The following is a 26,498-nucleotide window of genomic DNA, read 5'->3' on the forward strand; positions in this document are numbered from 1 at the left end:
TGTCCGGCGGCATTAGAGTGGGCCGGAACATCCGGGCGGGACCGGGGGGACCGCAAGCACCACGATCAGCAGGGAGCGCATGACGTGCGGCCGGTAGGCAGCAAGTACCTGCTCGAGGAACCGCTCGGACGCGGCGCCACGGGCACCGTCTGGCGAGCCCGCCAGCGGGAGACCGCGGGCGCCGAGGCGGCCGTCGCCGGTCAGCCCGGCGAGACCGTGGCGATCAAGGTCCTCAAGGAGGAGCTCGCCAACGACGCCGATGTGGTGATGCGGTTCCTGCGGGAGCGCTCGGTCCTGTTGCGGCTCACGCACCCGAACATCGTGCGCACCCGTGACCTGGTGGTCGAGGGCGATCTCCTCGCCCTGGTGATGGACCTGATCGACGGTCCCGACCTCCACCGCTACCTGCGCTCGAACGGCCCGCTCACCCCGGTCGCCGCGTCCCTGCTCACCGCGCAGATCGCCGACGCGCTCGCCGCCAGCCACGCGGACGGCGTCGTCCACCGCGACCTCAAGCCGGCCAACGTGCTGCTCGACGAGCGCGACGGCGGCATGACCCCGATGCTCACCGACTTCGGCATCGCGCGCCTCGCCGACTCCCCGGGGCTGACCCGGACGCACGAGTTCGTCGGCACCCCCGCCTATGTGGCGCCGGAGTCCGCCGAGGGCCGCCCGCAGACCTCCGCCGTGGACATCTACGGCGCGGGCATCCTGCTGTACGAGCTGGTCACCGGCCGCCCGCCGTTCGCCGGGGGCACCGCCCTCGAAGTCCTGCACCGGCACCTCAGCGAGGAGCCCCGCCGCCCCTCCACCGTGCCCGAACCGCTGTGGACGGTCATAGAGCGCTGCCTGAGCAAGGACCCGGACCGGCGGCCGAGCGCCGAGAACCTGGCCCGCGGCCTGCGTACGGTCGCCGCCGGCATCGGCGTCCACGCGAACTCGGCCCAGATCGCCGCCGCCGACGGAGTGGGCGCACTGCTCGCCCCGGACCCGGCGCCCACGGCCGTCCCGGAGACCCCCGGCGCCGCCGACCCCACACAGGTGCTGCCGAGCAACGCGGGCTCGTACGACCCCGCGGCCGCCACCAGCGTGCTCCAGCAGACCTCGGGCCCGGGCGGCGGCCAGGGACCCGGCGGCCACGCCGACCCGACCGCCGTCATGCCGCCCGTACCGCAGCGCCCCGACGGGCCGCCGCAGCCGGACGGCCCGCACCCCTGGCAGTCGCAGCTCCAGGCGGCCCGCGACCGCAACGAGCAGACGCAGGTGCAGTACCTGGACCCGAGCCAGGACCCGCTGCGCCGCCGCCCCCAGCGCCAGGCGCCCCAGCAGCCTCCCCAGCGACAGCAGCCGCCGCAGCACCGGCAGCAACCGCTCCAGCAGCAGTACCCACCGCAACACCAGCAGCACCAGCCCCAGCGCTACCAGGCGCCGCCGCAGCCCCAGCGGCAGCAGTACGCGCCTCCGCAGCCGCAGCAGCCCCAGCAGCCCGCCCCGCGCGAGCCGCGCCCGCCGAGGCAGCGCAGTTCCAACCCGATGCGCATCCCCGGTCTCGGCTGCCTCAAGGGCTGCCTGTTCACCGTGGTGCTGCTGGTCATCGCCGGCTGGCTGATCTGGGAGCTCACCCCGCTCCAGGACTGGGTCGCCCAGGGCAAGGGCTACTGGGAAGCGATCGGCGACGCGATCGGGACGGTCACCGACTGGGTCTCCAAGATCGGCGAGACCACCGGCGAATCCGGCGGCACGGGCGGAGCCTGACGGCGACCGCCCGAGGCTCGGGACGGCGACTCCCGGGGGCACGGCACGGCACCCCCGGGGGCACGGCACGGTGACCGCCGGAGGTGTACGGCACCGGGACCGCCGGAGGCACGGCACCGCCGGGGGTACGGTCGTGGCCCGAGGTCATGCCACCCCGACTCTGTCCCTTTGTCGACTTCTCCGGGCCTATTCGGCCCGGAGAAGTGCAGGTTGGCACCATCCTGGGCACGCACCACCCCGAACGCCGCGTAACTTTGTCGACCGGGGGTCCACCGCCAGCCGCTGAGGGAGCAGTCTTGGCACGGAATATCGGCAGCCGGTACACGGCCCACCAGATCCTGGGGCGCGGCAGCGCCGGAACGGTGTGGCTCGGTGAAGGGCCCGAGGGCCCGGTCGCCATCAAGCTGCTCCGTGAGGACCTCGCGTCCGACCAGGAGCTCGTGGGCCGCTTCGTACAGGAGCGCACCGCCCTGCTCGGGCTCGACCACCCCCAGGTGGTCGCCGTCCGGGACCTCGTGGTGGACGGCAACGACCTCGCCCTGGTCATGACCCTCGTCCGCGGCACCGACCTGCGCACCCGCCTGGACCGCGAACGCCGCCTCGCCCCCGAGGCCGCCGTCGCGATCATCGCGGACGTCGCCGACGGGCTGGCCGCCGCGCACAAGGCCGGAGTGGTCCACCGGGACGTCAAGCCGGAGAACATCCTGCTCGACATGGAGGGACCCCTCGGCCCCGGCGGCGCGCACCCCGCCCTGCTCACCGACTTCGGCGTCGCCAAGCTCATCGACACCCCGCGCCGCACCAAGGCCACCAAGATCATCGGTACGCCGGACTACCTGGCCCCCGAGATCGTCGAGGGCCTCCCGCCGCGCGCCGCCGTCGACATCTACGCCCTGGCGACCGTGCTGTACGAGCTCCTCGCCGGGTTCACCCCCTTCGGCGGCGGCCACCCCGGCGCGGTCCTGCGCCGCCATGTCACCGAGACCGTGGTCCCGCTCCCCGGCATCCCCGAGGAGCTCTGGCAGCTCCTCGTCCAGTGCCTGGCCAAGGCCCCGGCCTCCCGCTTGCGCGCCTCCGAGCTCGCCGTACGGCTGCGCGACCTGCTGCCGCTCCTGGCCGGTATCCCGCCCCTGGACGTGGACGAGCCCGGCGGCGACGAGACGGAGCAGCAGTCACCGGCGTACGACGAGCAGCAGTACACCCCGTCCGCCGAGGAGCCCCGCCGCCGCGGGGCGGTCCCGCTGGTGCCCGGCTCCTCCCCGGACTCCAACCGGGACACCCACACCAGCATGCGTGTCCCCGCCCCCGACGAACTGGCCGGCGGCCCCCTCGGCACCGCCCGGGCCCCGCGCGCCCCCGGCCGGCCTCGCCCCGGCTCCGCCCGTAACAAGGCGGCCGCCGTCCGCAAGCGCCGGATCACCCTGGGCGCCGCCGCCCTCCTGCTCTGCGCGGCCATAGCGGTCGGCGGCTGGCTGGCCACGAGCGGCGGTGGCGGGGATCCGGTGCCCCAGGACAGCGAGAACTCGGCTCCGGCGGCCCCGTAGGAGGCCCTTGCGGGGACCGGGTCCCGGGGCCGGTTCCCAGGGCGGGGTCCCGGGGGAGGGCAAGCTTCATCCGCCATGCCGTTACGCTGGACCCGTGGCAGTCGTCGATATTTCCGAAGAGCTCAAGTCCCTCTCCTCGACCATGGGGTCGATCGAGGCCGTCCTGGACCTGGATGCGCTGAGGGCGGACATCGCCGCGCTCGAGGAGCAGGCAGCGGCGCCGTCCCTCTGGGACGACCCGGACGCGGCCCAGAAGATCACCAGCAAGCTTTCGCACCTCCAGGCCGAGGTCCGCAAGGCCGAGACCCTGCGCGGTCGCATCGACGACCTCTCGGTCCTCTTCGAGCTCGCCGAGGACGAGGGCGACGCCGAGGCGCTCGCCGAGGCCGAGACCGAGCTGGAGTCGGTGCGCAAGGCGCTGGACGAGATGGAGGTCCGCACCCTCCTGTCCGGCGAGTACGACGCCCGCGAGGCACTGGTGACCGTCCGGGCCGAGGCCGGTGGCGTGGATGCCGCCGACTTCGCCGAGAAGCTCCAGCGCATGTACCTCCGCTGGGCGGAGCGGCACAACTACAAGACCGAGGTCTACGAGACGGCGTACGCCGAAGAGGCCGGCATCAAGTCGACCACCTTCGCCGTCCAGGTCCCGTACGCCTACGGCACCCTCTCCGTCGAGCAGGGCACCCACCGCCTGGTCCGGATCTCGCCCTTCGACAACCAGGGCCGCCGCCAGACGTCCTTCGCCGGCGTCGAGGTGCTCCCGGTCGTCGAGCAGACCGACCACATCGAGATCGACGAGTCCGAGCTGCGCATCGATGTGTACCGTTCCTCGGGCCCCGGTGGACAGGGCGTCAACACCACGGACTCCGCGGTCCGTCTGACCCACCTGCCGACCGGCATCGTCGTCTCCTGCCAGAACGAGCGCTCGCAGATCCAGAACAAGGCGTCCGCGATGAACGTCCTCCAGGCCAAGCTCCTTGAGCGCCGCCGCCAGGAGGAGCAGGCGAAGATGAACGCGCTCAAGGGCGACGGCGGCAACTCCTGGGGCAACCAGATGCGTTCGTACGTCCTGCACCCGTACCAGATGGTCAAGGACCTGCGTACGGAGTTCGAGATGGGCAACCCCGAAGCGGTCTTCAACGGCGAGATCGACGGCTTCGTGGAGGCGGGCATCCGCTGGCGCAAGCAGCGCGAGAAGTAACCTCCGCCGTACGAGGGTTGGGCCCGGACAGGGAACTGTCCGGGCCCTCCTGCGTTGCGGCGCCGCCGCGGCGAGTTGGGGGGAAGCTGTGCCCGATGCGTCACAGTCGTGCTGTCGAATAGCCGTCAAGAACCCCTATAAGGGTGCGTACTGCACGGAACGGCCTTGACGGAATCCTTAACTCTGGCCAGGGTGCTAGAGCAGCATGCGTATGTCCGGGACGGGTGTGAACCGGGGGGCTGGCGGGGTGACCACGACACGAACGTGGCCTCGCCGAGAGCGATCCCCGCAGGGCCGCCGTGGCCCGCATATGGCTGCTCCACTGACGAGATCAGCTACTGGGGGTAGCAACAGATGACGAAGAAGACGCGCGTTCGCCTCGCGCGGATAGCTGCAGGTGCGGTTATTGCCGCGGGTGCCTCCCTGACCGCCGCGGGTGCGGCGCAGGCGGTCGGCCTCGGTATCGGTGTGGACGGCGACGAGATCGTCACCGTCGACGCCGGTATTCAGGGCGACGAGAACCCGATCGGCGGCGCCGACCAGGGTGGTGTGTCCGGCGAGACCACCACGGGTGAGACGACCGGTGAGACCACCACGGGCGAGACCACGGGCGAGACGTCTTCGACGGGTGAGACCACCACGGGTGAGACCACCGGCGAGACGTCCTCGACGGGTGAGACCACCACGGGTGAGACCACCGGCGAGACGTCCTCGACCGGCGAGACGACGACCGGTGAGACCACCGGTGAGACGTCTTCGACGGGTGAGACCACCACGGGTGAGACCACCGGTGAGACGTCCTCGACCGGCGAGACCACCACGGGCGAGACCACCTCCGGCACCTCGGGCACGTCCGGCACCACCGGTTCCACGGGCTCCACGGGCTCCACTGGTTCGACCGGCACCACCGGTTCCACCGGCACGTCGGGCTCCACCGGCGGCGACGACGGTGGCACCGGCACGACCGGCTCCACCTCCGGCTCCGGCACCACCGGTTCCGCGACCGGTGGCGACGACGCCTGCACCGTCGAGTCCGGTGTCGTCGAGTGCGCCGACAACACGGACACCGACAGCGTCGGCAACCAGCCGGTCGAGCAGAGCAAGGGCAAGGAAGAGCTCGCCGAGACCGGTGCGGCCGAGACCACCTTCCTGGTCATCGGCGCCGCGACGATGATCGCCGGCGGCATCGGCTTCCGTATCCTGCCCCGCCTGGTCGGCGGCGGCCGTACGGTCGCCTAGGACCCGCTGAACACCGCGTACGGGCGCACCTGAGCCCCGTACACGGGTCGGCACGGCACAGGGAAGGGCCCAGGAGGCCGCACAACGCCTCCTGGGCCCTTCTGGGCGTGCGTGAGCCGCTGCGGCGGCCGTACGGGATGGGTCAGGCCGTCTGGTGGGCCAGCAGCGCGAGCGCCGTCAGCAGCACCACCATCAGCGCGATCAGCATGGCGGGATTCAACCCGGCCAGCGGGCCCTGGCCCTGCTCCTCCAGCATCTGCTGCCGGACGGCACGGCAGACGCGGCAGCGCCCCTCGCTCACGGGGGACGCGCAGTTCGCGCACACCAGTCGGTCATAGGTCATGCGCATTCCTCCTCCCGCGCGGCGGAGCCGCTGACTGCTTCTCTCTCCGCACAACGCTCCGGGAAACGCAACCGTTCCCCCCACCACTGTGCCAGCTCCCGCCGTTTTCGGCGCGGCCCGCCGGACAAGGCAGGGCCCGACCCGATACGTACCCGGCGGCGATCCGCCATAAATCGCCCATTGCCGGACGCCGCCTGCGCGCGTGAGCCCGGTTCGCGTATGGTCACGCTCACCTACTCCCGGCCGACCGTGGTGCATCCGTGATCCGATTCGACAACGTCTCCAAGACCTACCCGAAGCAGACCCGACCGGCTCTGCGCGATGTCTCGCTGGACATCGAGAAGGGTGAGTTCGTCTTCCTGGTGGGCTCCTCCGGCTCCGGCAAGTCGACCTTCATGCGGCTGATCCTGCGCGAGGAGCGCGCCAGCACGGGCATGGTCCATGTGCTCGGCAAGGACCTCGCGCGGCTGTCCAACTGGAAGGTGCCGCAGATGCGCCGCCAGCTGGGGACGGTCTTCCAGGACTTCCGCCTGCTGCCCAACAAGACCGTCGCGCAGAACGTGGCCTTCGCCCAGGAGGTCATCGGCAAGCCGCGCGGCGAGATCCGCAAGGCCGTGCCCCAGGTGCTCGACCTCGTCGGCCTCGGCGGCAAGGAGGAGCGGATGCCCGGTGAGCTCTCCGGTGGTGAGCAGCAGCGTGTGGCGATCGCCCGTGCCTTCGTCAACCGCCCGATGCTGCTGATCGCGGACGAGCCGACCGGCAACCTCGACCCGCAGACCTCCGTCGGCATCATGAAGCTGCTGGACCGGATCAACCGGACCGGCACCACCGTGATCATGGCGACCCACGACCAGAACATCGTCGACCAGATGCGCAAGCGCGTCATCGAGCTCGAATCGGGCCGTCTCGTACGCGACCAGGCACGCGGCGTCTACGGCTACCAGCACTGACCGGGGGGCCCTCGGGCCCCTCGTGCATTTCGAGCATCGAGTACTGAAAGGACGCCATGCGCGCCCAGTTCGTCCTGTCGGAGATCGGCGTCGGTCTCCGTCGCAACCTCACGATGACCTTCGCCGTCGTGGTCTCCGTCGCCCTCTCGCTCGCCCTGTTCGGGGGCGCGCTGCTGATGCGCGAACAGGTCAGCACGATGAAGGACTACTGGTACGACAAGGTCAACGTCTCGATCTTCCTCTGCAACAAGAACGACGCCAAGGACATGCCCAAGTGTGCGAAGGGCGCTGTCACCACGGAGCAGAAGAACCAGATCAAGGCCGACCTGGAGAAGATGGAGGCCGTCCAGAAGCCGGTCCACTTCGAGACGGTCGACGAGGCGTACAAGCACTACCAGGAGCAGTTCGGCGACTCTCCGATGGCGGGCAACATCACGCCCGACCAGATGCAGGAGTCGTTCCGCGTCAAACTGAAGGACCCGCAGAAGTACAAGGTCGTCGCGACGGCCTTCGCGGGGCGGGACGGGGTGCAGTCCGTCCAGGACCAGCGGTCCATCCTGGACAACCTCTTCGAGTTGATGAACGGCATGAATGTCGTCGCGATCTACGTGATGATCCTGATGCTCGTCATCGCGGTGATCCTGATCGTCAACACCGTGCGCGTCTCCGCGTTCAGCCGGAGACGTGAGACGGGCATCATGCGCCTGGTGGGGGCCTCCGGCTTCTACATCCAGGCCCCCTTCATCATGGAGGCGGCCGTCGCCGGACTGATCGGCGGTCTGCTGGCCTGCGCGATGCTGCTGGGCGGCCGGTACTTCCTGATCGACGGCGGCCTCGCGCTCCAGGAGAAGCTGAACCTGATCAACTTCATCGGCTGGGACGCCGTCCTCACGAAGCTCCCGCTGGTGCTGGCGATCGGCCTGCTGATGCCGGCCGTCGCCGCTCTCTTCGCGCTGCGCAAGTATCTGAAGGTATGACTTACGCCTCCTGGGGCGCGCGGGCAAGTACCCGTGCGCCCCAGGAGGCTTGTCCTAGACTCGGCGCCATGTCGGGTTGTACGCACCGCTTCCGGCCCCGCGGCCTCTGCCGCGGGGCGGCCCTGACATTGGTCTTCGGGTGTGTCCTCGCCACCGGTGCGGCGACCGGTTCGCTGCCGCAGGACCCCGACCCCGTACCCGAGCTCCCGGCCCGTGCCGTCGCCTCCACCTCCTCGCCGGTCGACCGCGAGGAGATCGAGGACGCGGCGGCGAAGGCCGAGGCCGACGGGAAGTCCGTGAAGGACGCGGCCGGGGAGGTCGTCAGCCGCAGCGGGGACCGCTGGGGCGCGGTCTACGACGAGCGGGAGTACGAGGAGTTCGAGCAGTCCCTGGACGGCTCGTACCTGGGCGTCGGCCTCTCCGCCCGCCGCACCGCGACCGGCGGCGTCGCCGTCTCCCGGGTCCAGCCCGGCGGCCCCGCCGACCGGGCCGGCATCCGCGCGGGCGACCTGCTCCGCACGATCGACGGCCGCAGCGTCGACCGGCGCCCCGTCACCGACGTGGTCGCCCTGCTGCGTGGCGACGGTACGGGGGCCGGGGAAGGCACCCGCGTCGTCCTCGGTCTCGTACGCGAGGGGAAGCCCTCCACGCAGACCCTGCGGCGCGCCCGCCTGACCCCCGACGCGGTCACCGTGAGCCGTCTGGGCACCGGCCCCTCCTCGGCGCTCCTCGTCAAGGTCGCCGCCTTCACCAAGGGGACCGGCGAGGAGGTACGGGACGCCGTCCGCACCGCGCCCCGGGACGCCGGGATACTCCTGGACCTGCGCGCCAACTCCGGCGGGCTGGTCACCGAGGCCGTCACCGCCGCCTCCGCCTTCCTGGACGGCGGCCTGGTCGCCACCTACGACGTGCGCGGGGAGCAGCAGGCCCTGTACGCGGATCCCGGCGGCGACACCGAGCGGCCCGTGGTGGTCCTGGTGGACGGCGGCACGATGAGCGCGGCCGAGCTGCTGACCGGCGCCCTCCAGGACCGCGGCCGCGCGGTCACCGTCGGTTCGCGCACCTTCGGCAAGGGCTCCGTGCAGATGCCCAGCGAGCTTCCGGGCGGTTCGGTGGCCGAGCTGACCGTGGGCCACTACCGCACACCGGCCGGCCGCAGCGTCGAGGGCCGGGGCATCACCCCCGACCTGGTGGCGGGCGAGAGGGCCCAGCAGCGGGCCGAGACGGTATTGAGTGGCCTCGGGGGTGGGTCGTAGTGCGAAAATGACCGCACTATGGCTAAGGAAAAAGACACCGGGCGCAAGATGGTCGCGCAGAACAAGAAGGCGCGCCACGACTACACGATCCTCGACACCTACGAGTGCGGCCTCGTGCTCATGGGCACCGAGGTGAAGTCCCTGCGCATGGGCCGGGCCTCCCTGGTCGACGGGTTCGTCCAGATCGACGACCACGAGGCGTGGCTGCACAACATCCACGTACCCGAGTACGTCCAGGGCACCTGGACCAACCACACGGCCAAGCGGAAGCGCAAGCTGCTCCTCCACCGGGCCGAGATCGACAAGCTGGAGTCGAAGTCCCAGGAGAGCGGCCACACGATCGTGCCGCTCGCCCTGTACTTCAAGGACGGCCGGGTCAAGGTCGAGATCGCGCTGGCGAAGGGCAAGAAGGAGTACGACAAGCGCCAGACGCTCCGCGAGAAGCAGGACACGAGGGAGACGAACCGCGCCATCTCGGCGGCCCGCAGGCGGCAGCGCAGCGCCTGAGGAGCCCCCTGCGGGGGAATACGCTGGCATCGTCCGGCGTTGGTCACGTACGATGGGCCGTGCACCTCAGCGAAGGTGTGCGTTTTGAAAAATCAACATGGGGATGATCGGTTTCGACAGCGGATGTCGAAGCAGGGGAAGCGAGTCGAGGAAGCGGCAATGATCTCGTAAACCATATGTCGCAAACAATAATCGCCAATTCCAAGCGCGATTCCTCCGCCTTCGCCCTCGCTGCCTAATTAGCAGCTAAGCGAAGACTCTGCGGAGTGTCAGCCCGGGGGTGATCCCGACCCGGATCCTGGCATCAACTAGGGATCTAAACTTCTAAGCCCGGCCACGGGGCCTAGAAGGAAATCAAACAGTGGCTGGGCCTGTCGGAGGCTTGTTCGCGTGACCTCCGGGGCCGAGAAAAGCGCAGCGAACTGCACTCGGAGAAGCCCTGGTTCCGCACCGTTGGACGCGGGTTCGATTCCCGCCATCTCCACCACCCCATGTAAACCTCTGCCCCGCGAGTTCGCTCGCGGGGCAGAGGTTTTTTCATGCCGCAGGGCTTTTCACGGCAACGACCGGGTGAGCCACACCACTTCTTTGGTGCCTTCCATGGAAACGCGGTCCCGCTCGAACCCGAGCTTCTCCAGGACGCGCAGCGACGGCGTGTTCCAGGAGGCGACGGTGGACCAGAGCCGGTTTCGGCCGGTCGCGGCGGCGGCGCCGAGCACCGCGCGGGCCGCCTCGGTGGCGTAACCACGCCCGTGCGCGTGCCGGAACAGTTCGTACGCGATCTCGGGCTCCTCCAGGGTGGAGCGGCCGATGATCAGTCCGCAGTAGCCGATGAAGTCACCCTCTTCGCGGCGCTGGACGGGCAGCAGCGCGATTCCTGTGGACTCCGTCGCGGTGAGCAGCTCCACGATCCCTTTGCGGCCGCGTTCGACCGTGTACGTCTCGTCGCCGCGTTCGGAGAGGAGGGCGCTGAACTCGGCCGCGTCCGACTCCGCCCACGGCCGCAGTATCAGCCGCTCGGTCTCCAGGTGGAAGGGCATGGTCTCGTAGCTCGACATGCCCCCACCCTGCCCCATGACATGGCCGGGCCACAGTGGACAACCGTGCGGCCCGGAACAGGTGAAGCGGACAACCCCGCCCGGATCGGCTTCTATTCCGGCCGGCTCCTGAGCGTCCCCGCGGCGGCGGCGACGGTCAGGGCGAGGGCCGCCGCGCCCATCGGAGCCGCGTAGCCGGAGACCGTACCCGTGTGCTCCACCAGCCAGCCGCCCCCGGCCGCACCGGCCGCCACCCCGCCCAGCAGTGCGGTGACCGAGAGCGTCATGCCCTCGTTCAACTGTCCCGGCGGTGTGGCCCGCTGGACCAGCGTCATGCCCGTGACCATGGTGGGCGCGGTCGCCGCACCCGCGAGCAGCAGGCAGAGCGCCAGGACGGGCAGGGATGCCGTCGAGGAGGCGGCGAGCAGCGGCAGGGACATCAGCGCGGTCATCGCGGTCAGACAGAGCAGCAGCCTGCGGTGGACGTTCCGGGCGGGCCGCAGCGAACCGTAGAGCAGCCCCGCCGCGCAGGACCCCGCCGCCTGGAGCGCCAGGATCGCGCCCCCGGCATGGGCGATGGAGACGACCTCCAGCGCCCCGAACACCGCCCCCGTGGCGAGGAAGACCGCCAGCAGCGCGGGCATGCCCGGCGCGCGGAGGGGGGAGACGGCCGTGCGGTTACGGGGGGTGGGCGGCGGTTCCGTCGTGCGCTGGGCGGCGAAGACCAGGACGCCGGTCATCAGCAGGAACGCGCCCACCAGCGTGCCCGCCTCCGGGAAGAGCGCCCCGCAGAGCGTCGCCGCGACGACCGGGCCGAGCATGAAGCAGAGTTCGTCGGCGGCCTGTTCGAAGGAGTTCGCGGTGTGCAGGGCCGCCTGGTCGCCCCGGTGGAGGTGGGCCCAGCGGGCCCGGGACATCCCGCCGGTGTTGGGGGTGGTCGCGGTGGCGGCGTACGCGGCGAAGAGCGTCCAGGCGGGGGCGTCGTAGTGCACGCAGAGCACCAGCGCGAGGGATCCGAGCACGGCGAGCGCGGTCGCGGGCACGGCGATCCTGGCCTGCCCGAAGCGGTCCACCAGCCGGGCCGTGAAGGGCGCGACGACCGCCGTCGCGGCGAGCCCGGTCGCGGTGACCGCCCCGGCGAGGGCGTACGAGCCCCGGGACCCGGCGATCATGATGATCGCGCTGACGCCGAGCATCCCCATGGGGAGCCGGGCGATCAGGTTGCCGGCCGTGAAGGCGCGGGCCCCGGGGGTGGCGAGCAGCCGGAGGTAGGGGTTGGTGGGCGTCCGCCGAACCGTCCGCCGAACCGCCCGGCGCTCCTCACGCCGCCCCGCCCGCCGGCGTACGTCCTCCGATGCCGCACGCGCTCCGGACTCCGGTGCCGCACGTCCCCCGGGCTCCAACGCCGCAAGCCTCCCGGACTTCGGCGCCGCACGCCCCCCGGGCTCCGGCGCGGTGCGCGGTGCCGCGACCAGCTGGCCGCCGGTGACCGCGAGCAGCGCGGTGGGGGAGAGCGCGGGGAGGGCGGCGGGGCGGGGCCGGGTGGCAGGGGGTTTCGGCATGGGGCCAGCCTCGCCGCGCTACGCCGCCCCGGTCCAACACCTTCTGCCCGCCCATTCACGCACCCCTGTTGTCAATGGACCGCCGCGTTGTAGATTCACCCTGTGCCCGCCCCCGACCCCGCCCCCCGGCTCCTGCGCGCCTTCCTCGCCGTGGCCGAGGAGCTGCACTTCACCCGTGCCGCCGCCCGCCTCTTCGTCGCCCAGCAGGCGCTGAGCCGGGACATCCGCCGGCTGGAGCGCGAGCTCGGTGCGGAGCTGTTCGTCCGCACCACCCGCCAGGTCTCCCTCACCCCGGACGGCGAGCGCCTCCTCCCGTACGCACGCCGGGTGCTCGACGCGCACGACGCCCTCGCCGCAGCCTTCAGCGGCGGCCCTGCCCGGCCGCTGCTGGTCGACCTGAACAGTGACGGGACGACCGCCGCCCGGGTGCTGGAGCGGGCCCGTGAGCTCGCCCCGGAGTGCGAGCTGATGGCGCGGTTCGAGTCCGGGCTGACCTGGGCCGCCTCCGAGATCCTGGCCGGCCGGCTGGACGTCTCCTTCGGCCGGGCCGCCGGGCTCGCCCCGGGGGTGCGCGCCGGGCTCTCCGTACAGCCCGTGCGGTACGAGCCGATGGCTCTGATGCTGCAGGCCTCCCACCCCCTGGCCGGGCGTGAGGCCATCGCGCTGTCCGAGCTGTCCGGGACGACCGTCTACGCGGGGGCGGGCAACGAGCGGACGCGGGAGTGGACGGACCTCGCCGCGCAGCTGTTCGCCGCGTGGGGCATCGAACTGGCCCCGCCGGTTCCGCTCGCCGTGGGGGTGGCCGAATTTCAGCGCGTCATCGCCAAGGCGGGCCACCCGGTTCTGGCGGTGATGGACTTCCCGCCGCTGCCGGGTGCCGTGCTGCGCCCGCTCGTCGATCCCATTCCGCTTTCGCCGCTGACGCTGGTCTGGCGCAAAGGTCTGCACCATCCCGGCATAGACGCGCTGCGTACGGCATCTGCCCAGTTGGGTACTGCAAAAGGCTGGCTCGTACCCCCGCCCGGCGCATGGCTGCCGGAGGGCGATCTGTCACTGATGCGCAACCGTTCCTGATCAACTCCGTTCAGGGGGACTTGGGCGTCAATGTCGTGCGCTACATTCGTCCTCCGGGTGCATGAATGCCAGTTCTCGTTGACGGTGTGGGATCCGCCCAACAGTAAAGAACCGGTCAATTTTTCAGCGCCTGTCCGTTGAGTGGGGGATGGGCTGCATCTGTGGAAAATTGGCGCGAAGGTGCCCAGAACGGGCATACGCATGAACCCAATGACGTCACCATCCAGCTGGACGGCCTGGGCCGCCAGCTCGCCGAGCTGCCCGGTGAGCCCGTCCCGGCGGGCGGTTCCGACGGTCCGGTCTTCGTCGACGAGAGCGGCCGCCGCAGCAAGACCTACCGCCGGCTCGGCTGGGTGGTCGCCGCGCTCTGTGCCGCGTACGCCGTGACGCTGGTCTTCGCCGTCCTCGGCGGCAACTCCACCGCCCCCTGGCTGCCGCTCTCCGGGCAGAAGGAGGAGGCGAAGGCGGAGGAGGCCGAGGTGCGTCCCGCGCCGAGCGACTCCGCGGAGCCCTCCGACGACCTGGACCCGGCCCCCGGCGCGACCGGTCCGAGCGGCACCCCGGAGCCCGGTGCCTCCGGCGCGGCGGAACCCTCGGCCACCTCCGTCACCGTCCCCGCCGGATCGGCCGGACGCACCCCGTCCGCCTCCACGTCCGTGACACCCCCGGGCTCCACCGGCGGCGGCGCCACGAAACCGGCCGCCACCTCCTCGGCCCCCAAACCGCCCGTCTCCACCCCGCCGCCGTCACCCGAGCCGGAGCCCACCGTCAGTACGAGCGCTCCCGCCGAGACCCCGGAACCTCCGGTGCTAGAAGAGAGCGCCCTCTAAATGACACACCCCGCCCCGCGGGGCAGGCACGACCGGTCCCAGCGGACCGCAGGGAAGCACACCGGACCCCAGCAGCCCGCGGGCCCGCGCACCGCACGGAAGAAGAACGTGCGCAAGCGGAACCGCCGCAAGCTCCCGATGCGCTACCTCCTGCCCTTCATGCTGCTGGTCGCCCTGCTCGCCATGCTGATGCTGCGCGGCTATGTGCACAGCGAGATCCTCGCCGACCACCGGGTCCGCGACGCCGACAGCAACACCCAGGTGCCCAAGGACGTCCGCTCCGGCGGACCTGTCATCGACGCCCGCTCCGGCGACGCCACGACGCTGCGCATACCCGACCGCCGGATCGTCCTGACCTTCGACGACGGGCCCGACCCGGTGTGGACGCCGAAGGTGCTCGACAAGCTGAAGGAGTACGGCGCCCACGGCGTCTTCTTCGTCACCGGCAACATGGCCGCCCGCCACCCCGAGCTGGTCGAGCGGATGGTCGCCGAGGGCCACGAGATCGGGCTGCACACCTTCAACCACCCCGACCTCTCCTACCAGTCCACCGAGCGCATCGACTGGGAGCTGTCACAGAACCAGCTGGCGCTGGCGGGCGCGGCCGGCATCCGCACCTCGATCTTCCGGCCGCCGTACTCCTCCTTCTCGTACGCCATGGACAACAAGTCCTGGCCGGTCACCGAGTACATCGGCAGGCGCGGCTACCTCACCGTCGTCAACGACACCGACAGCGAGGACTGGAAGCGCCCCGGCGTCCGCGCCATCGTCGAGCGCGCCACGCCCAAGGACGGCAAGGGCGCCATCATCCTGATGCACGACTCCGGCGGCGACCGCTCGCAGACCGTGGCCGCGCTCGACACCCTGCTGCCGGACCTCAAGGAGCAGGGCTACACCTTCACCCGGCTCACCACCGCGCTCGACGCCCCCAGCGCGCACACCCCGGTCACCGGCTTCGCGCTGTGGAAGGGCAAGGCGTTCGTCTCCGCCGTCGCCGTCTCCGAGCGGGTCACCGGCGTCCTGGTGGTCGGCCTCGCCGCCATCGGCGTCCTGGTCCTGGCCCGCTTCGGGCTGATGCTGCTGCTCTCCTTCCTGCACGCCCGCAAGGTCCGCCGCAAGGACTTCAGCTGGGGCGAGCCCCTCACCCGCCCGGTCTCCGTCCTGGTGCCCGCGTACAACGAACGCGAGTGCATCGAGGCGACCGTGCGCTCGCTGGCCGTCAGCGAGCACCCGATCGAGATCATCGTCATCGACGACGGCTCCACCGACGGCACGGCCGACCTGGTCGAGGCGATGCGGCTGCCCGGCGTACGGGTGGTGCGCCAGCAGAACGCGGGCAAGCCGGCCGCCCTCAACAACGGCATCCGGCACGCCCGCTACGACATCGTCGTGATGATGGACGGCGACACCGTCTTCGAGCCGTCCACCGTCGGCGAGCTGGTCCAGCCCTTCGCCGACCCCCGGGTCGGAGCCGTCGCGGGCAACGCCAAGGTCGGCAACCGCGACTCGCTGATCGGCGCCTGGCAGCACATCGAGTACGTGATGGGCTTCAACCTGGACCGCCGGATGTACGACGTCCTGGGCTGCATGCCCACCATCCCCGGCGCCGTCGGGGCGTTCCGCCGCGAGGCCCTGGAGCGGGTCGGCGGCATGAGCGAGGACACCCTCGCCGAGGACACCGACGTCACCATGGCCCTGCACCGGGACGGCTGGCGCGTGGTCTACGCGGAGAACGCCCGCGCCTGGACCGAGGCGCCGGAGTCCGTGCAGCAGCTCTGGTCGCAGCGCTACCGGTGGTCCTACGGCACCATGCAGGCCATCTGGAAGCACCGCCGCGCGGTGATCGAGCGCGGGCCCTCGGGCCGCTTCGGCCGGGTCGGGCTGCCGTTCGTCTCCCTCTTCATGGTCGTCGCCCCGCTGCTGGCGCCCCTCATCGACGTCTTCCTGCTGTACGGGCTGGTCTTCGGCCCGACCGGCAAGACCGTCGCCGCGTGGTTCGGCGTGCTGGTGGTGCAGGCCGTCTGCGCCGCGTACGCGTTCCGGCTGGACAAGGAGCGGATGGTCCATCTGATCTCGCTGCCGCTCCAGCAGATCCTGTACCGGCAGCTCATGTACGTCGTGCTGCTCCAGTCGTGGATCACCGCTCTCACCGGCGGCCGGCTGCGCTGGCAGAAGCTGCGCCGCACCGGCGCGGTGGAGGCGCCCGGCGGGACGTCCGCCCAGCGCCCGCAGGGACCCGGCGCCGACGCCGGGTTCGGAGCCGTGGACCGGAGGCCGTACGTATGACCGCCCCGACCTTCCCGACGGCCGGCTCCCCCTTCCCGCCCGCGGGACCGCCCCTGCCGACGACCGGCCCGCTCCTCCCGCCCGAGACCGGGAACGGGGCCCAGAACGCGGACGGGAACGCGGCCGGGAGTGGGGCCGGGTCCCCGGCCCCCGCACGCCGGGGCCCCGTCCGTGACCGGTACTTCGACCTGCTGCGGGCCCTCGCCCTCTTCCGGGTCGTCCTCTACCACCTCACCGGCTGGGCCTGGCTGCCCATCGTCTTCCCCTCCATGGGCGTCATGTTCGCCCTGGCCGGGACCCTGATGGCCCGCTCCCTCAAGCGGCCCGCCGCCCAGGTGATCCGCAGCCGCGTCCGCCGGCTCCTGCCGCCGCTCTGGCTGCTCGGCGCGATCGGCGTCACCGGCATGGTCGCCCAGGGCTGGGGCCCGGACGCCGAGGGCCACCCCGGCTGGTGGTGGCAGCACCTGACGTACTGGATCCTGCCGCTCAGCGACCCGCCGTACGCCTACGACGTGGCGGGCATCGAGGGGATCCTCGGCGAGAGCTGGCCCGAGGACCTGGCCGGGCCGCTCTGGTACATCCGGGCCTACCTCTGGTTCGTCCTGTTCTCGCCGCTGCTCCTGCGCTGCCTGCGCAAGCTGCCCTGGCCGACGCTGCTCGCGCCGCTGGCGCTCTCCGTCGTCATGCGCCTGGAACTGTTCTCCACCACCGAACGCCTCGACTCCGCGATCACCGACTTCTCCACCTTCGGCGCCTGCTGGGTCCTCGGCATGGCCCACCAGGAGGGTGTCCTCAAGCGGCTGCCCGCCTACATCGTGCCGTCCATCGCCCCGCTCTTCGCGGGTGCCGGACTGTGGTGGGCGAGCCACGAGGGGTTCCGCAGCGGCTTCGACCTGGACTCCATCCCGCTGGCCCAGGCCCTCTGGTCCTTCGGGTGCGTCCTGCTCCTGCTGCACTACAGCCCGTCCTGGACCGAGTGGCCGAGGCGGCTGCGGGCCTTCGACCGGCCGATCACCCTGCTCAACTCGCGGGCGGTCACCGTCTACCTCTGGCACAACGTCTGCATCCTGACCGCCGCCACGCTCTACGACCGGCTCTGGTCCGTGGACGCGCTCAGCGAGAACGTGCCCTGGCTGCTGGAGAGCTGGATCCCCGTCCTGCTCGTCACCTGGGCCCTCATCGCGCTCTGCGTGCTCGCCTTCGGCTGGGCCGAGGACGTCGCGGCCAAGCGCCGCCCGCAGCTCTGGCCGGACGGCCGCAGCTGACCGCATCTCACCGGGCCGGCAACGGCCCGGTGAGAGCAAGGTTGCCCACCGGTCACCTCACGGCACCGCACCGAAACGCGCGCTCCCTAGCGTCGGGACAACACCCCGCAGCGACGGGGACACCACCCCGACCCCCCTGTGGAGGCGCGTGATGGCAGGCCGTTGGATCGAGAGCTGGGAGCCGGAGGACGAGACGTTCTGGCGGGAGAAGGGCGAGCGCGTCGCCCGCCGCAACCTGTGGTTCTCCGTGCTCTCCGAGCACATCGGATTCTCCGTCTGGACCCTGTGGTCGGTGATGGTCCTGTTCATGGGACCGGAGTACGGCATCGACCCGGCCGGAAAGTTCTTCCTGATCTCCACCGCCACCCTGGTCGGGGCGCTGGTCCGGGTGCCGTACACCTTCGCCGTCGCCCGGTTCGGCGGCCGCAACTGGACCGTCTTCACCGCGGTCGGCCTGCTCGTCCCGACGCTCGCCGCGTTCTGGGTGATGGAACCGGGGACCTCGTACGGCACCTTCGTGGCGGTCGCCGCGCTCACCGGGATCGGCGGCGGCAACTTCGCCTCCTCGATGACCAACATCAACGCCTTCTTCCCGCTCCGCGAGAAGGGCTGGGCGCTGGGGCTCAACGCGGGCGGCGGCAACATCGGCGTCCCCGTCGTCCAGCTCATCGGCCTCCTCGTCATCGGCACGCTGGGCGCGGCCCACCCCCGGATCGTGCTCGGGGTGTACATCCCGCTGATCGTCGTGGCCGCCGTCTGCGCCGCGCTGTACATGGACAACCTCCGGCCCGTACGCAACGACACCGGGGCCGCGAAGGAGGCCGTCCGCGATCCGCACACCTGGATCATGTCGGCGCTCTACATCGGCACCTTCGGCTCGTTCATCGGCTACAGCTTCGCCTTCGGCCTGGTGCTCCAGACCCAGTTCGGCCGCACCCCGCTCCAGGCCGCCTCGCTCACCTTCGTCGGCCCGCTGCTGGGCTCCCTGATCCGCCCCGTCGGCGGCAGGCTCGCCGACCGGCACGGCGGTGCCCGGATCACCCTCGCCGCCTTCGCCGCGATGGGAGCCGCCACCGGGGTCGTCATCTTCGCCTCCGCCACCGCCTCCCTCCCCGTCTTCCTCGTCGGCTTCACCGCCCTGTTCGTCCTGACCGGGCTGGGCAACGGATCGACGTACAAGATGATCCCCGGCATCTTCCACGCCCAGGCGCTGGCGAAGGGGCTCGACGGTGAGGCGGCCGCCGCCCACGGACGGCGGCTCTCCGGGGCTGCCATGGGCTTCATCGGAGCCGTCGGCGCGCTCGGCGGCCTCGCGATCAACCTCGTCTTCCGCCAGTCGTTCCAGGCCTCCGGCACCGGAACGGCCGCTTTCTGGTCCTTCCTCGCCTTCTACGCGGTGTGCTCGGCGCTCACCTGGGCGGTATACCTTCGCCGCCCCGCGGCCGTACCGGCGAAGCCGCAGATCCGTTACGCAGAGGTGTAGCAGCCCTCCAGGAGGGCGACGCTCCGGCGACCGGCGACGTAACGGCCGGGAAATACGGGGGAACCGAGGCTGTCACGCACCGTTGGCAGTCTCGGGCCTCCGCACCATCGCGCATCAGCAGGACACGAGAGCCGGGAACACGCCATGCAGGACGACGGCACAACGCACGGCCCCCTCGCGGGCTTCACGGTCGGGGTGACCGCCGCCCGCCGCGCCGAGGAGCTCGGCACCCTCCTCAAGCGGCGCGGCGCCGTCGTCCACCAGGCCCCGGCCCTGCGGATCGTTCCGCTCGCCGACGACAGCGAACTCCTCAATGCGACCAAGGAGTTGATCGACCACGCCCCCGATGTGGTGGTCGCCACCACCGCGATCGGCTTCCGGGGCTGGGTGGAGGCCGCCGACGGCTGGGGCATCGGCGACGCACTCCTGGAGCGGCTGCGCGGTGTCGAACTCCTCGCCCGGGGGCCCAAGGTCAAGGGATCCGTCCGGGCCGCCGGGCTGACCGAGGCCTGGTCACCCGGGTCCGAATCGATGGCCGAAGTCCTCGACCGGCTCCTCGGCGAGGGCGTCGAGGGCCGCCGTATCGCCCTCCAGCTGCACGGCGAACCGCTGCCCGGCTTCATCGAGTCCCTCCAGGCGGCGGGCGCCGAGGTCATCGGCGTACCCGTCTACCGCTGGATGCCGCCGCAGGACATCGCCCCGCTCGACCGGCTGCTCGACGCCACCGCAGCCCGGGGCCTGGACGCCGTCACCTTCACCAGCGCCCCCGCCTCCGCCTCGTTCCTGGGCCGCGCGGAGGCCCGCGGGCTCCTCCCGGAGATCCTCGGGGCGCTGCGCGACGACGTCCTGGCCGCCTGCGTCGGACCGGTCACCGCCCTCCCGCTCCAGGCCCGGTCCATCCCCACCGTCCAGCCCGAACGCTTCCGCCTCGGCCCGCTCGTCCAGCTGGTCTGCGCCCACCTCCCCACCACGGCCCGGGTCCTGCCCGTCGCCGGCCACCGCGTCGAGATCCGGGGCCACGCCGTGCTGGTCGACGACGAACTGCGCGCGGTACCACCCGCCGGCATGGCCCTCCTGCACACCCTGGCCCGCCGCCCCGGCTGGGTGGTGGCCCGCGCCGACCTGCTGCGGGCCCTGCCCGGCAGCGGCACCGACGAACACGCGGTGGAGACGGCGATGGCCCGGCTGCGCGCCGCACTGGGGGCGCCCCGGCTGATCCAGACCGTCGTCAAACGCGGCTACCGGCTGTCGCTGGACCCGACGGGGGACACACCGGGGGCACGCTGAATGGGGGCCCCTCCCGACGGCGCCCGACGCACATGCAGATGGCCGTCCAGCGGGAACTCCGGCGGCAGAGCGCCCAGCAGCTCCGCGAACGCGTAACCGGACTTCTCCGCCACCCGGCAGGAAGCCACGTTGTCCACCTGGTGCAGCAGATCCAGACGGACCAGCCCCTCGGCGGCGAAGGCCGTGAACGCCCAGGCGGTGAGCGCCTCCAGGGCCCGGGGCGCCACGCCACGCCCGCGCGCCCGCGCCGCCGTCCAGTAACCGACCTCGGCCCGCTCGGCGCCCTGCCCCGGCCGCTTCAGTGCGAGGTTGCCGACCAGCTCCCCGTCCCGGCCGGTGTCCGTCACGGCGAAGCTGAACCGGGTGCCCGACTCCCACCCCTCGCGCTGCACCTCCACCCAGCGGGCGGCCTCCTCGGGCGTGGACACCGGCATCCGCACCCACTGCCGCATCACCGGATCGTCGTACGCCTCCAGCAGCGCCGGTACGTCCTCCTCGCGCCAGGCGCGAAGCAGCAGGGCCCCGGCGGTGAGCGTGACGTCCGCCACAGGGGTTCCCCCGGGCCTTCCCCCGTGATCGTTCATGGCCGTCACGGTAGCGGGGGTTACGGGCGGGCCCCGCCGGGGGCACTCTGGGGGGTGGCATCCGACCGGTGACCCCGAGGCGGTGACAGGCACATGGCAGCGGGCAGGGGCGCGTACGTGTGGCGGTTCGACTCCGGCCGGATCTGTCTCGACCTGGTGGCCACCGGGCCCGCCGGCGGGACACCCCGGGCCCGGGAACAGCTCGAAGGACCGGGGCGGCTCGCCGACTGGCTGACCGCCGCCCGGCTCGTCCCGCCGGGCACGGCGCTCGACGCGCTGGACGCCACCTGGCTCACCCGTTTCCGTGAGCTGCGGGCGGACGTGGACCGGCTGATGTCGGCCCAACTCGCTTGGTCCGGAGGGCAGATCGACCCCTCGGCTGCCCAACTCGGCGGCCCACGCGACGGGAACGCCCTGGACCGGGTCAACTCCCTTGCCGCGGCGGCCCCGCCGGGCCCGCGCGCGGTGCGCGGCGAGGGCGGCGCGCTGGTACGGACCCTGAGCGCCGAACCCGACTGCGCGGGGCTCCTCGCGGTCGTGGCCAGGGACGTGGTGGACCTGCTCACCGACCCGGTGGCACGGGGCGCGCTGCGCCGCTGCGCCGGCGGGTCCTGCCACCGGCTCTACCTGGACACCTCGCGCGGGGGCCGGCGCCGCTGGTGCTCCGGCGAGGTCTGCGGCAACCGCGAACGGGTCGCCAGGCACCGGCGGCGTACCGCGGGCGCGTCCTCCGGCACGGCGGCCGACGGCAGTCCGTGAGACGGCCGCGATCCACCCCGGGAAAAAAATAGACCCGGGCGTTGAATGATCCGCGGCCCGATCCCGTACCCATCCCCGAAGAGCTCCATTCAGGGTCTCGACCAGGAGGTTCGGGTGCGCAAGGATGCGGCCGTGGCCGATGACCGTCCGCACAGGGCTCGACATCGTAGTGAGCCGCCCACGCCCCCGGCCGGAATACCGGACGAGGAGCTGATGCGGGCGCTCTACCGCGAACATGCCGGGCCGCTGCTCGCGTACGTTCTCCGGCTCGTGGCGGGCGACCGCCAACGGGCCGAGGACGTCGTGCAGGAGACGCTCATCCGTGCCTGGAAGAACGCCGGCCGGCTCAACCGGGCCACCGGCTCCGTCCGACCCTGGCTGGTGACGGTCGCCCGGCGCATCGTCATCGACAACCACCGCAGCCGGCAGGCCCGGCCGCGCGAGGTCGATCCGTCGCCGCTGGAGGTCATTCCCGCGGAGGACGAGATCGACAAGGCGCTGTGGCTGATGACGCTGTCGGACGCGCTCGAAGATTTGACCCCCGCGCACCGGGAAGCATTGGTCGAGACCTACTTCAAGGGACGTACGGTGAACGAGGCCGCCGAGGCGCTCGGCATCCCCAGCGGCACCGTGCGTTCCCGGGTCTTCTACGCACTCCGTTCGATGAAGCTCGCACTCGAAGAGAGGGGGATCACGGCATGAGCGACCAGCAGTGGCAGCCGTTCGGGCCCCGGCCGCCCGGACCCCGTACGCCCACCGGTCCCTCGTACCCCGATGGCTCCGCCCACCCCTCAGGTGCGGCCCATCACCACTATCCCTCCGGCCCCTCGTACCCCTCCGGCCCCACCGGCCCCGAGCCGCCGTACGGCGGGGAGCCCGAAGGGTCAGAGCACGACGCTGCCGCCGCCTATGTCCTGGGCATCCTGGACGACGCCCAGGCGAGCGCCTTCGAGGCCCACCTGGCGGGCTGCGCCCGGTGCTCGGCGCATCTCGACGAGTTCGCCGGGATGGAGCCCGTGCTCGCGATGCTGGCCGAGGCGCCCGCGGCCGTGCCCGGGGCCCGTCCCGTACCGCACGTCCCCGAGCGGCCCGCGCCCAAGGTCCTCGGCGGGCTGATGGACGAGGTCGCGCACCGCAGGCACCGGCGCACCCGGCGCAGCCGGTATCTGATCGCCGCGGCCGCGGCGCTGATCATCGGCGGCCCGGTCGCCGCGGTCGCCGTCACGGCGGGCGACGGGGACGGCGGCCGCAACGTCGCAGTCGGGGACCCGCACCCCACCAGCCCGGCCGAGGACGCCTTCTTCCAGCACATGACGGAGAAGGTGTCGGGGACCGACCCCACCACCCGGGTCGGCGCGACGGTCGGCATGGAGAAGAAGGCGTGGGGCACCCACACGGTCCTGGAGCTCAAGAACGTCAAAGGCCCGCAGAAGTGCACGCTCGTCGCCGTCTCCAAGACCGGCGAGGAGGAGGTCGTGACCTCGTGGTCCGTCCCGCAGTGGGGGTACGGCATCGAGGACTCGCCGCACGCTTCGGCGAAGTCCCCGCTGTACGTGCACGGCGGGGCGGCGATGGCCCGCGAGGACATCGACCGCTTCGAGGTACGTACGTTCGACGGGGAGCGGCTGGTGGAGATCGGCGCCTGAGCGGACCCGCTCGTTCCGACGCGTAATCGCAACACTCGCCATGCGGACGACAGGTGCGCGAAGGCCCCCCTTCGCATAGGGTTGACGGCTGCCCGATGCACGTCAGAAGGGGGCCTCGGTGGCCGCGCAGGATGCCGCTGTCGATTCGCTGCGGGACCGGGAAATCGGTGTCGAGCAGGATCATCTGGACCGCGTTTACCACCGTCTCGAAGAGAAGATCGACGAGGCGGAATTTCTCATGCACGACGCCGTCAAACGCGGGCAGGTCGGCACGCCCGGCGCCCTCGCCGAACGGGACGCCCAGGTCTTCCGGGCGGGCGTCCACCTCAACCGGCTGAACAACGAGTTCGAGGACTTCCTCTTCGGGCGGATCGACCTGCTCCTCGGCAAGGACGGTGAGCGCGGCCCCGACGGCGCGTTCACCTCCGTCGAGCCGGCCGACGACGCCGTACGGGAGGACGCCACCGCGGACATCGCCGAGACGCTCCACATCGGCCGGATCGGGGTCCTGGACTCCGACTACGCGCCGCTGGTGATCGACTGGCGGGCCCCGGCCGCCGCCCCGTTCTACCGCTCCACCCCGAAGGAGCCGGGCCGGGTGGTACGCCGCCGGGTCATCCGCTCCAAGGGCCGCAAGGTCCTCGGGGTCGAGGACGACCTGATGCGCCCGGAGCTGACGGCGTACCTGGACGGCGGGAAGCTGCCGGTGATCGGCGACGGCGCCCTGATGGCGGCGCTCGGCCAGGCCCGCAGCCACACCATGCGGGACATCGTCGCCTCCATCCAGGCCGAGCAGGACCTGGTGATCCGGGCCCCCGCCGCCTCCGTCACGGAGGTCACCGGCGGCCCCGGCACCGGGAAGACGGCGGTCGCCCTGCACCGGGCCGCCTACCTCCTCTACCAGGACCGGCGGCGGTACGCGGGCGGCATCCTCGTTGTCTCCCCGACCCCGCTCCTGGTCGCCTACACCGAGGGGGTGCTGCCCTCGCTCGGCGAGGAGGGCCAGGTCGCGATCCGCGCGGTCGGCTCGCTCTCCGACGAGGCGGCGGGCACCGCCGGCGCGACGACGTACGACGAACCGGCCGTGGCCCGTATCAAGGGCTCGTCCCGGATGCTCCACGTGCTGCGCAAGGCGGCCCGGGGCGCTCTGGAGCAGGGCGGCCGGCCCGCACCCCGGCAGGAGGGCCAGCTCTCCTTCGGCGAGGAGCCCGCCGACGGGGCGACGGCACCCGCCGCCACCCCGAACCGGCTGCGCGTCGTCGCCTTCGGCGCCCGGGTCGAGCTGGAGGCCGACGACCTCCAGCGCATCCGCAACAACGTGCTGAGCGGCACCGCCCCCGTCAACCTGCTGCGCCCGCGCGCCCGCAAGCTGCTGCTCGACGCCCTGTGGAGCAAGTCCTCGGGGCGCGGCCGCTACACCGACCCGCAGCTGGTGGCGGAGCTGCGCTCGTCCTTCGACGAGGACGTCTCCACCGAGACGCCGTTCCTGGAGTTCCTGAACGCCTGGTGGCCCGAGCTCACCCCGCGCCGGGTGCTGGCCGCCATGTCCGACGAGCGGCGGCTGGCCCGCTGGTCGCGGCGCATCCTCAACCAGGGCGAGGTGCGGCGCCTGGCGCGCTCCCTGAAGCGGCTGGACGCGGACGGCGGCGGTCCGCTCTCCGTCCACGACGTGGCGCTCCTGGACGAGCTCCAGGCGCTGCTGGGCACGGTCGTGCGGCCGAAGCGGAAGCGCGAGGCGGACCCGCTGGACCACCTCTCGGGCCTCGAGGAGCTGATGCCGCAGCGCGAGGAGACCCAGTGGGAGCGGGCCGAGCGGCTCGCGGCGGAGCGCACCGAGTACGCCCACGTCATCGTCGACGAGGCGCAGGACCTGACGCCCATGCAGTGGCGCATGGTCGGCCGCCGGGGCCGCCACGCCACCTGGACCATCGTCGGGGACCCGGCACAGTCCTCCTGGTCCGACCCGGACGAGGCGGCCGCGGCCCGGGACGAGGCGCTCGGCTCCCGGCCGCGCCGCCGCTTCACCCTCACGGTCAACTACCGCAACCCGGCCGAGATCGCGGAGCTGGCGGCGAAGGTGCTGGCGCTCGCCATGCCCGGCATGGAGTCCCCGTCGGCCGTCCGTTCGACCGGGGTGGTGCCGCGCTTCGTCCCGGTGGAGGGCGGCGACCTGGCCGCCACTGTCCGCGAGGAGGCGCGGCGGCTGCTGGCGGAGGTGGACGGCACGGTCGGCGTGGTCGTGGCGATGAACCGCCGCGCCCAGGCCCGTGAGTGGCTCGCCGAGCTGGGGGAGCGGGTGGTGGCGCTGGGCAGCCTGGAGGCGAAGGGGCTGGAGTACGACGCCACGGTGGTCGTCTCGCCCGCGGAGATCGCGGACGAGTCCCCGGCGGGGCTGCGGGTGCTGTACGTGGCGCTGACCCGGGCCACCCAGCAGCTCACGGTGGTCTCGGGGGAGCGGGACATGCCGGACGAGGACGGGGTGCCGGACCTGCTGAGGGAGTGACCGGACCTGCTGGGGGAGCGACCCGGACCTGCTGGGACGTGACGGCGCGCGAGTCAACCTGTCGCACGGGAATCACTTCTCCGGGGTCTTTGTTACCTTGGTACTGGCACCGACTCGATCCAAGCCCCCGGGCCCAACCTTCGTCGCTTCGAGCGACCACTTGCCGCGAGGCGAGCATGGCGGGTCGGTGCCACTCAAGTGAAAAAGACAGACCCGCGTCACCTGATGGTGGCGCGGGTCTGTTCTTGTTCCAGGGGTCTTTTCTGTTCGCGAACCCCGTTGGGGGTTCCGCCGAACGGGTGACTTCTCGTATGGTGGAAAACACTTTCCGAAAGATGGCAGTCATTACCTGCTACCAGTCGGTAGGTGCGACGATCGGGAAGCGTGACCGGAACGAGCGTTCCGGATAC

At 71.8% G+C, this 26,498-nt stretch carries 22 protein-coding genes and 1 other RNA gene; 19 read left to right on the forward strand and 4 right to left on the reverse strand.

The features are described 5' to 3' along the window. Positions 1-84: 84 nt before the first annotated feature. From IE264_RS00190 to IE264_RS00205, 4 genes are all read left to right on the forward strand, one after another. A complete protein-coding gene (locus IE264_RS00190; protein ID WP_032759041.1) occupies positions 85-1,755 on the forward strand; it encodes a serine/threonine-protein kinase in 1,671 nt (556 codons plus the stop codon). Positions 1,756-2,051: 296 nt separating this feature from the next. Then, positions 2,052-3,299, forward strand: a complete 1,248-nt coding sequence (locus IE264_RS00195) for a serine/threonine-protein kinase (RefSeq protein ID WP_032759042.1) — start codon at positions 2,052-2,054, stop codon at positions 3,297-3,299. 94 nt (positions 3,300-3,393) lie between these two features. After that, positions 3,394-4,500, forward strand: coding sequence for a peptide chain release factor 2 (prfB, locus tag IE264_RS00200; RefSeq protein ID WP_031125234.1), 1,107 nt, complete (start codon positions 3,394-3,396; stop codon positions 4,498-4,500). Positions 4,501-4,854: 354 nt separating this feature from the next. Beyond that, positions 4,855-5,739: an LPXTG cell wall anchor domain-containing protein gene (locus IE264_RS00205; protein WP_032759044.1), complete on the forward strand. Its 885-nt coding sequence runs from the start codon at positions 4,855-4,857 to the stop codon at positions 5,737-5,739. A 142-nt stretch (positions 5,740-5,881) separates the two neighbouring features. Here the strand turns inward: IE264_RS00205 and IE264_RS00210 are convergent, their stop codons facing one another. Then, the gene (locus IE264_RS00210; protein WP_032759093.1) at positions 5,882-6,082 is read right to left on the reverse strand and encodes a hypothetical protein; all 201 of its coding nucleotides are present in this window, start codon (positions 6,080-6,082) and stop codon (positions 5,882-5,884) included. A 260-nt stretch (positions 6,083-6,342) separates the two neighbouring features. On the opposite strand from IE264_RS00210, the gene ftsE reads away from it, so the two are divergent. The 5 genes from ftsE (at position 6,343) to ssrA (ending at position 10,259) form a co-directional block, all read left to right on the forward strand. Next, positions 6,343-7,032, forward strand: a complete 690-nt coding sequence (gene ftsE, locus IE264_RS00215; RefSeq protein ID WP_015608884.1) for a cell division ATP-binding protein FtsE — start codon at positions 6,343-6,345, stop codon at positions 7,030-7,032. A gap of 56 nt (positions 7,033-7,088) precedes the next feature. Next, positions 7,089-8,009: a permease-like cell division protein FtsX gene (gene ftsX / locus IE264_RS00220; protein ID WP_015608883.1), complete on the forward strand. Its 921-nt coding sequence runs from the start codon at positions 7,089-7,091 to the stop codon at positions 8,007-8,009. A 68-nt stretch (positions 8,010-8,077) separates the two neighbouring features. After that, positions 8,078-9,265 carry a S41 family peptidase gene (locus tag IE264_RS00225; protein ID WP_051821948.1) on the forward strand — a complete coding sequence of 396 codons (1,188 nt, stop codon included), beginning with the start codon at positions 8,078-8,080 and terminating at the stop codon, positions 9,263-9,265. A gap of 18 nt (positions 9,266-9,283) precedes the next feature. Further along, positions 9,284-9,772 carry an SsrA-binding protein SmpB gene (smpB, locus tag IE264_RS00230; protein WP_031125230.1) on the forward strand — a complete coding sequence of 163 codons (489 nt, stop codon included), beginning with the start codon at positions 9,284-9,286 and terminating at the stop codon, positions 9,770-9,772. A gap of 99 nt (positions 9,773-9,871) precedes the next feature. Next, positions 9,872-10,259: a transfer-messenger RNA gene (ssrA, locus tag IE264_RS00235) on the forward strand. A 67-nt stretch (positions 10,260-10,326) separates the two neighbouring features. On the opposite strand, the gene IE264_RS00240 is transcribed toward ssrA, so the two are convergent. Beyond that, the gene (locus tag IE264_RS00240) at positions 10,327-10,830 is read right to left on the reverse strand and encodes a GNAT family N-acetyltransferase (protein WP_032759045.1); all 504 of its coding nucleotides are present in this window, start codon (positions 10,828-10,830) and stop codon (positions 10,327-10,329) included. A gap of 92 nt (positions 10,831-10,922) precedes the next feature. After that, positions 10,923-12,371 carry an MFS transporter gene (locus IE264_RS00245; protein ID WP_032759046.1) on the reverse strand — a complete coding sequence of 483 codons (1,449 nt, stop codon included), beginning with the start codon at positions 12,369-12,371 and terminating at the stop codon, positions 10,923-10,925. A gap of 102 nt (positions 12,372-12,473) precedes the next feature. Here IE264_RS00245 and IE264_RS00250 point away from each other — a divergent pair, with 102 nt between their 5' ends. The 6 genes from IE264_RS00250 to IE264_RS00275 all read left to right on the forward strand — a co-directional run bounded on the left by IE264_RS00250 (position 12,474) and on the right by IE264_RS00275 (position 20,596). Beyond that, positions 12,474-13,445, forward strand: a complete 972-nt coding sequence (locus tag IE264_RS00250; RefSeq protein ID WP_032759047.1) for a LysR family transcriptional regulator — start codon at positions 12,474-12,476, stop codon at positions 13,443-13,445. A 161-nt stretch (positions 13,446-13,606) separates the two neighbouring features. Further along, on the forward strand, positions 13,607-14,275 hold the full coding sequence (locus IE264_RS00255) for a hypothetical protein (protein WP_032759048.1): 669 nt from the start codon (positions 13,607-13,609) through the stop codon (positions 14,273-14,275). Between the two features lie 138 nt (positions 14,276-14,413). Then, the gene (locus tag IE264_RS00260) at positions 14,414-16,561 is read left to right on the forward strand and encodes a bifunctional polysaccharide deacetylase/glycosyltransferase family 2 protein (RefSeq protein ID WP_032759095.1); all 2,148 of its coding nucleotides are present in this window, start codon (positions 14,414-14,416) and stop codon (positions 16,559-16,561) included. After that, the gene (locus tag IE264_RS00265) at positions 16,558-17,826 is read left to right on the forward strand and encodes an acyltransferase family protein (protein ID WP_078657569.1); all 1,269 of its coding nucleotides are present in this window, start codon (positions 16,558-16,560) and stop codon (positions 17,824-17,826) included. The genes IE264_RS00260 and IE264_RS00265 overlap by 4 nt, the downstream gene beginning before the upstream one ends. Positions 17,827-17,977: 151 nt before the next feature. Beyond that, the gene (locus tag IE264_RS00270) at positions 17,978-19,309 is read left to right on the forward strand and encodes a nitrate/nitrite transporter (RefSeq protein WP_032759050.1); all 1,332 of its coding nucleotides are present in this window, start codon (positions 17,978-17,980) and stop codon (positions 19,307-19,309) included. Positions 19,310-19,453: 144 nt separating this feature from the next. Beyond that, positions 19,454-20,596: a uroporphyrinogen-III synthase gene (locus IE264_RS00275; protein ID WP_032759051.1), complete on the forward strand. Its 1,143-nt coding sequence runs from the start codon at positions 19,454-19,456 to the stop codon at positions 20,594-20,596. Here IE264_RS00275 and IE264_RS00280 read toward each other — a convergent pair. Beyond that, on the reverse strand, positions 20,548-21,180 hold the full coding sequence (locus tag IE264_RS00280) for a GNAT family N-acetyltransferase (protein ID WP_051821949.1): 633 nt from the start codon (positions 21,178-21,180) through the stop codon (positions 20,548-20,550). The two genes, IE264_RS00275 and IE264_RS00280, sit on opposite strands and share 49 nt — an antisense overlap. 93 nt (positions 21,181-21,273) lie before the next feature. Here IE264_RS00280 and IE264_RS00285 point away from each other — a divergent pair, with 93 nt between their 5' ends. The 4 genes from IE264_RS00285 (at position 21,274) to IE264_RS00300 (ending at position 26,088) form a co-directional block, all read left to right on the forward strand. After that, on the forward strand, positions 21,274-21,939 hold the full coding sequence (locus IE264_RS00285) for a CGNR zinc finger domain-containing protein (protein ID WP_032759054.1): 666 nt from the start codon (positions 21,274-21,276) through the stop codon (positions 21,937-21,939). A 114-nt stretch (positions 21,940-22,053) separates the two neighbouring features. After that, a complete protein-coding gene (locus IE264_RS00290) occupies positions 22,054-22,641 on the forward strand; it encodes a sigma-70 family RNA polymerase sigma factor (protein ID WP_063605777.1) in 588 nt (195 codons plus the stop codon). Beyond that, positions 22,638-23,585, forward strand: coding sequence for an anti-sigma factor family protein (locus tag IE264_RS00295; RefSeq protein ID WP_032759055.1), 948 nt, complete (start codon positions 22,638-22,640; stop codon positions 23,583-23,585). The genes IE264_RS00290 and IE264_RS00295 overlap by 4 nt, the downstream gene beginning before the upstream one ends. A gap of 118 nt (positions 23,586-23,703) precedes the next feature. Next, entirely contained in the window at positions 23,704-26,088 is a 2,385-nt protein-coding gene (locus tag IE264_RS00300; protein WP_015608868.1) for a HelD family protein, read from the forward strand. Positions 26,089-26,498 lie beyond the last annotated feature (410 nt).

This window comes from Streptomyces microflavus, from assembly GCF_014650075.1.
GTDB classification, from domain to species: Bacteria; Actinomycetota; Actinomycetes; order Streptomycetales; family Streptomycetaceae; genus Streptomyces; species Streptomyces microflavus.

Bases quoted from the DNA above. Each gene is read 5' to 3' on its own strand.
- IE264_RS00270 (WP_032759050.1), top strand. From the start codon at position 17,978: ATGGCAGGCCGTTGGATCGAGAGCTGGGAGCCGGAGGACGAGACGTTC.
- IE264_RS00205 (WP_032759044.1), top strand. From the start codon at position 4,855: ATGACGAAGAAGACGCGCGTTCGCCTCGCGCGGATAGCTGCAGGTGCG.
- IE264_RS00245 (WP_032759046.1), bottom strand. From the start codon at position 12,371: ATGCCGAAACCCCCTGCCACCCGGCCCCGCCCCGCCGCCCTCCCCGCG.
- IE264_RS00260 (WP_032759095.1), top strand. From the start codon at position 14,414: ATGCGCTACCTCCTGCCCTTCATGCTGCTGGTCGCCCTGCTCGCCATG.
- IE264_RS00285 (WP_032759054.1), top strand. From the start codon at position 21,274: ATGGCAGCGGGCAGGGGCGCGTACGTGTGGCGGTTCGACTCCGGCCGG.
- IE264_RS00240 (WP_032759045.1), bottom strand. From the start codon at position 10,830: ATGTCGAGCTACGAGACCATGCCCTTCCACCTGGAGACCGAGCGGCTG.
- IE264_RS00295 (WP_032759055.1), top strand. From the start codon at position 22,638: ATGAGCGACCAGCAGTGGCAGCCGTTCGGGCCCCGGCCGCCCGGACCC.
- IE264_RS00280 (WP_051821949.1), bottom strand. From the start codon at position 21,180: ATGAACGATCACGGGGGAAGGCCCGGGGGAACCCCTGTGGCGGACGTC.
- IE264_RS00265 (WP_078657569.1), top strand. From the start codon at position 16,558: ATGACCGCCCCGACCTTCCCGACGGCCGGCTCCCCCTTCCCGCCCGCG.
- IE264_RS00225 (WP_051821948.1), top strand. From the start codon at position 8,078: ATGTCGGGTTGTACGCACCGCTTCCGGCCCCGCGGCCTCTGCCGCGGG.
- IE264_RS00275 (WP_032759051.1), top strand. From the start codon at position 19,454: ATGCAGGACGACGGCACAACGCACGGCCCCCTCGCGGGCTTCACGGTC.
- ftsX (WP_015608883.1), top strand. From the start codon at position 7,089: ATGCGCGCCCAGTTCGTCCTGTCGGAGATCGGCGTCGGTCTCCGTCGC.
- smpB (WP_031125230.1), top strand. From the start codon at position 9,284: ATGGCTAAGGAAAAAGACACCGGGCGCAAGATGGTCGCGCAGAACAAG.
- IE264_RS00210 (WP_032759093.1), bottom strand. From the start codon at position 6,082: ATGACCTATGACCGACTGGTGTGCGCGAACTGCGCGTCCCCCGTGAGC.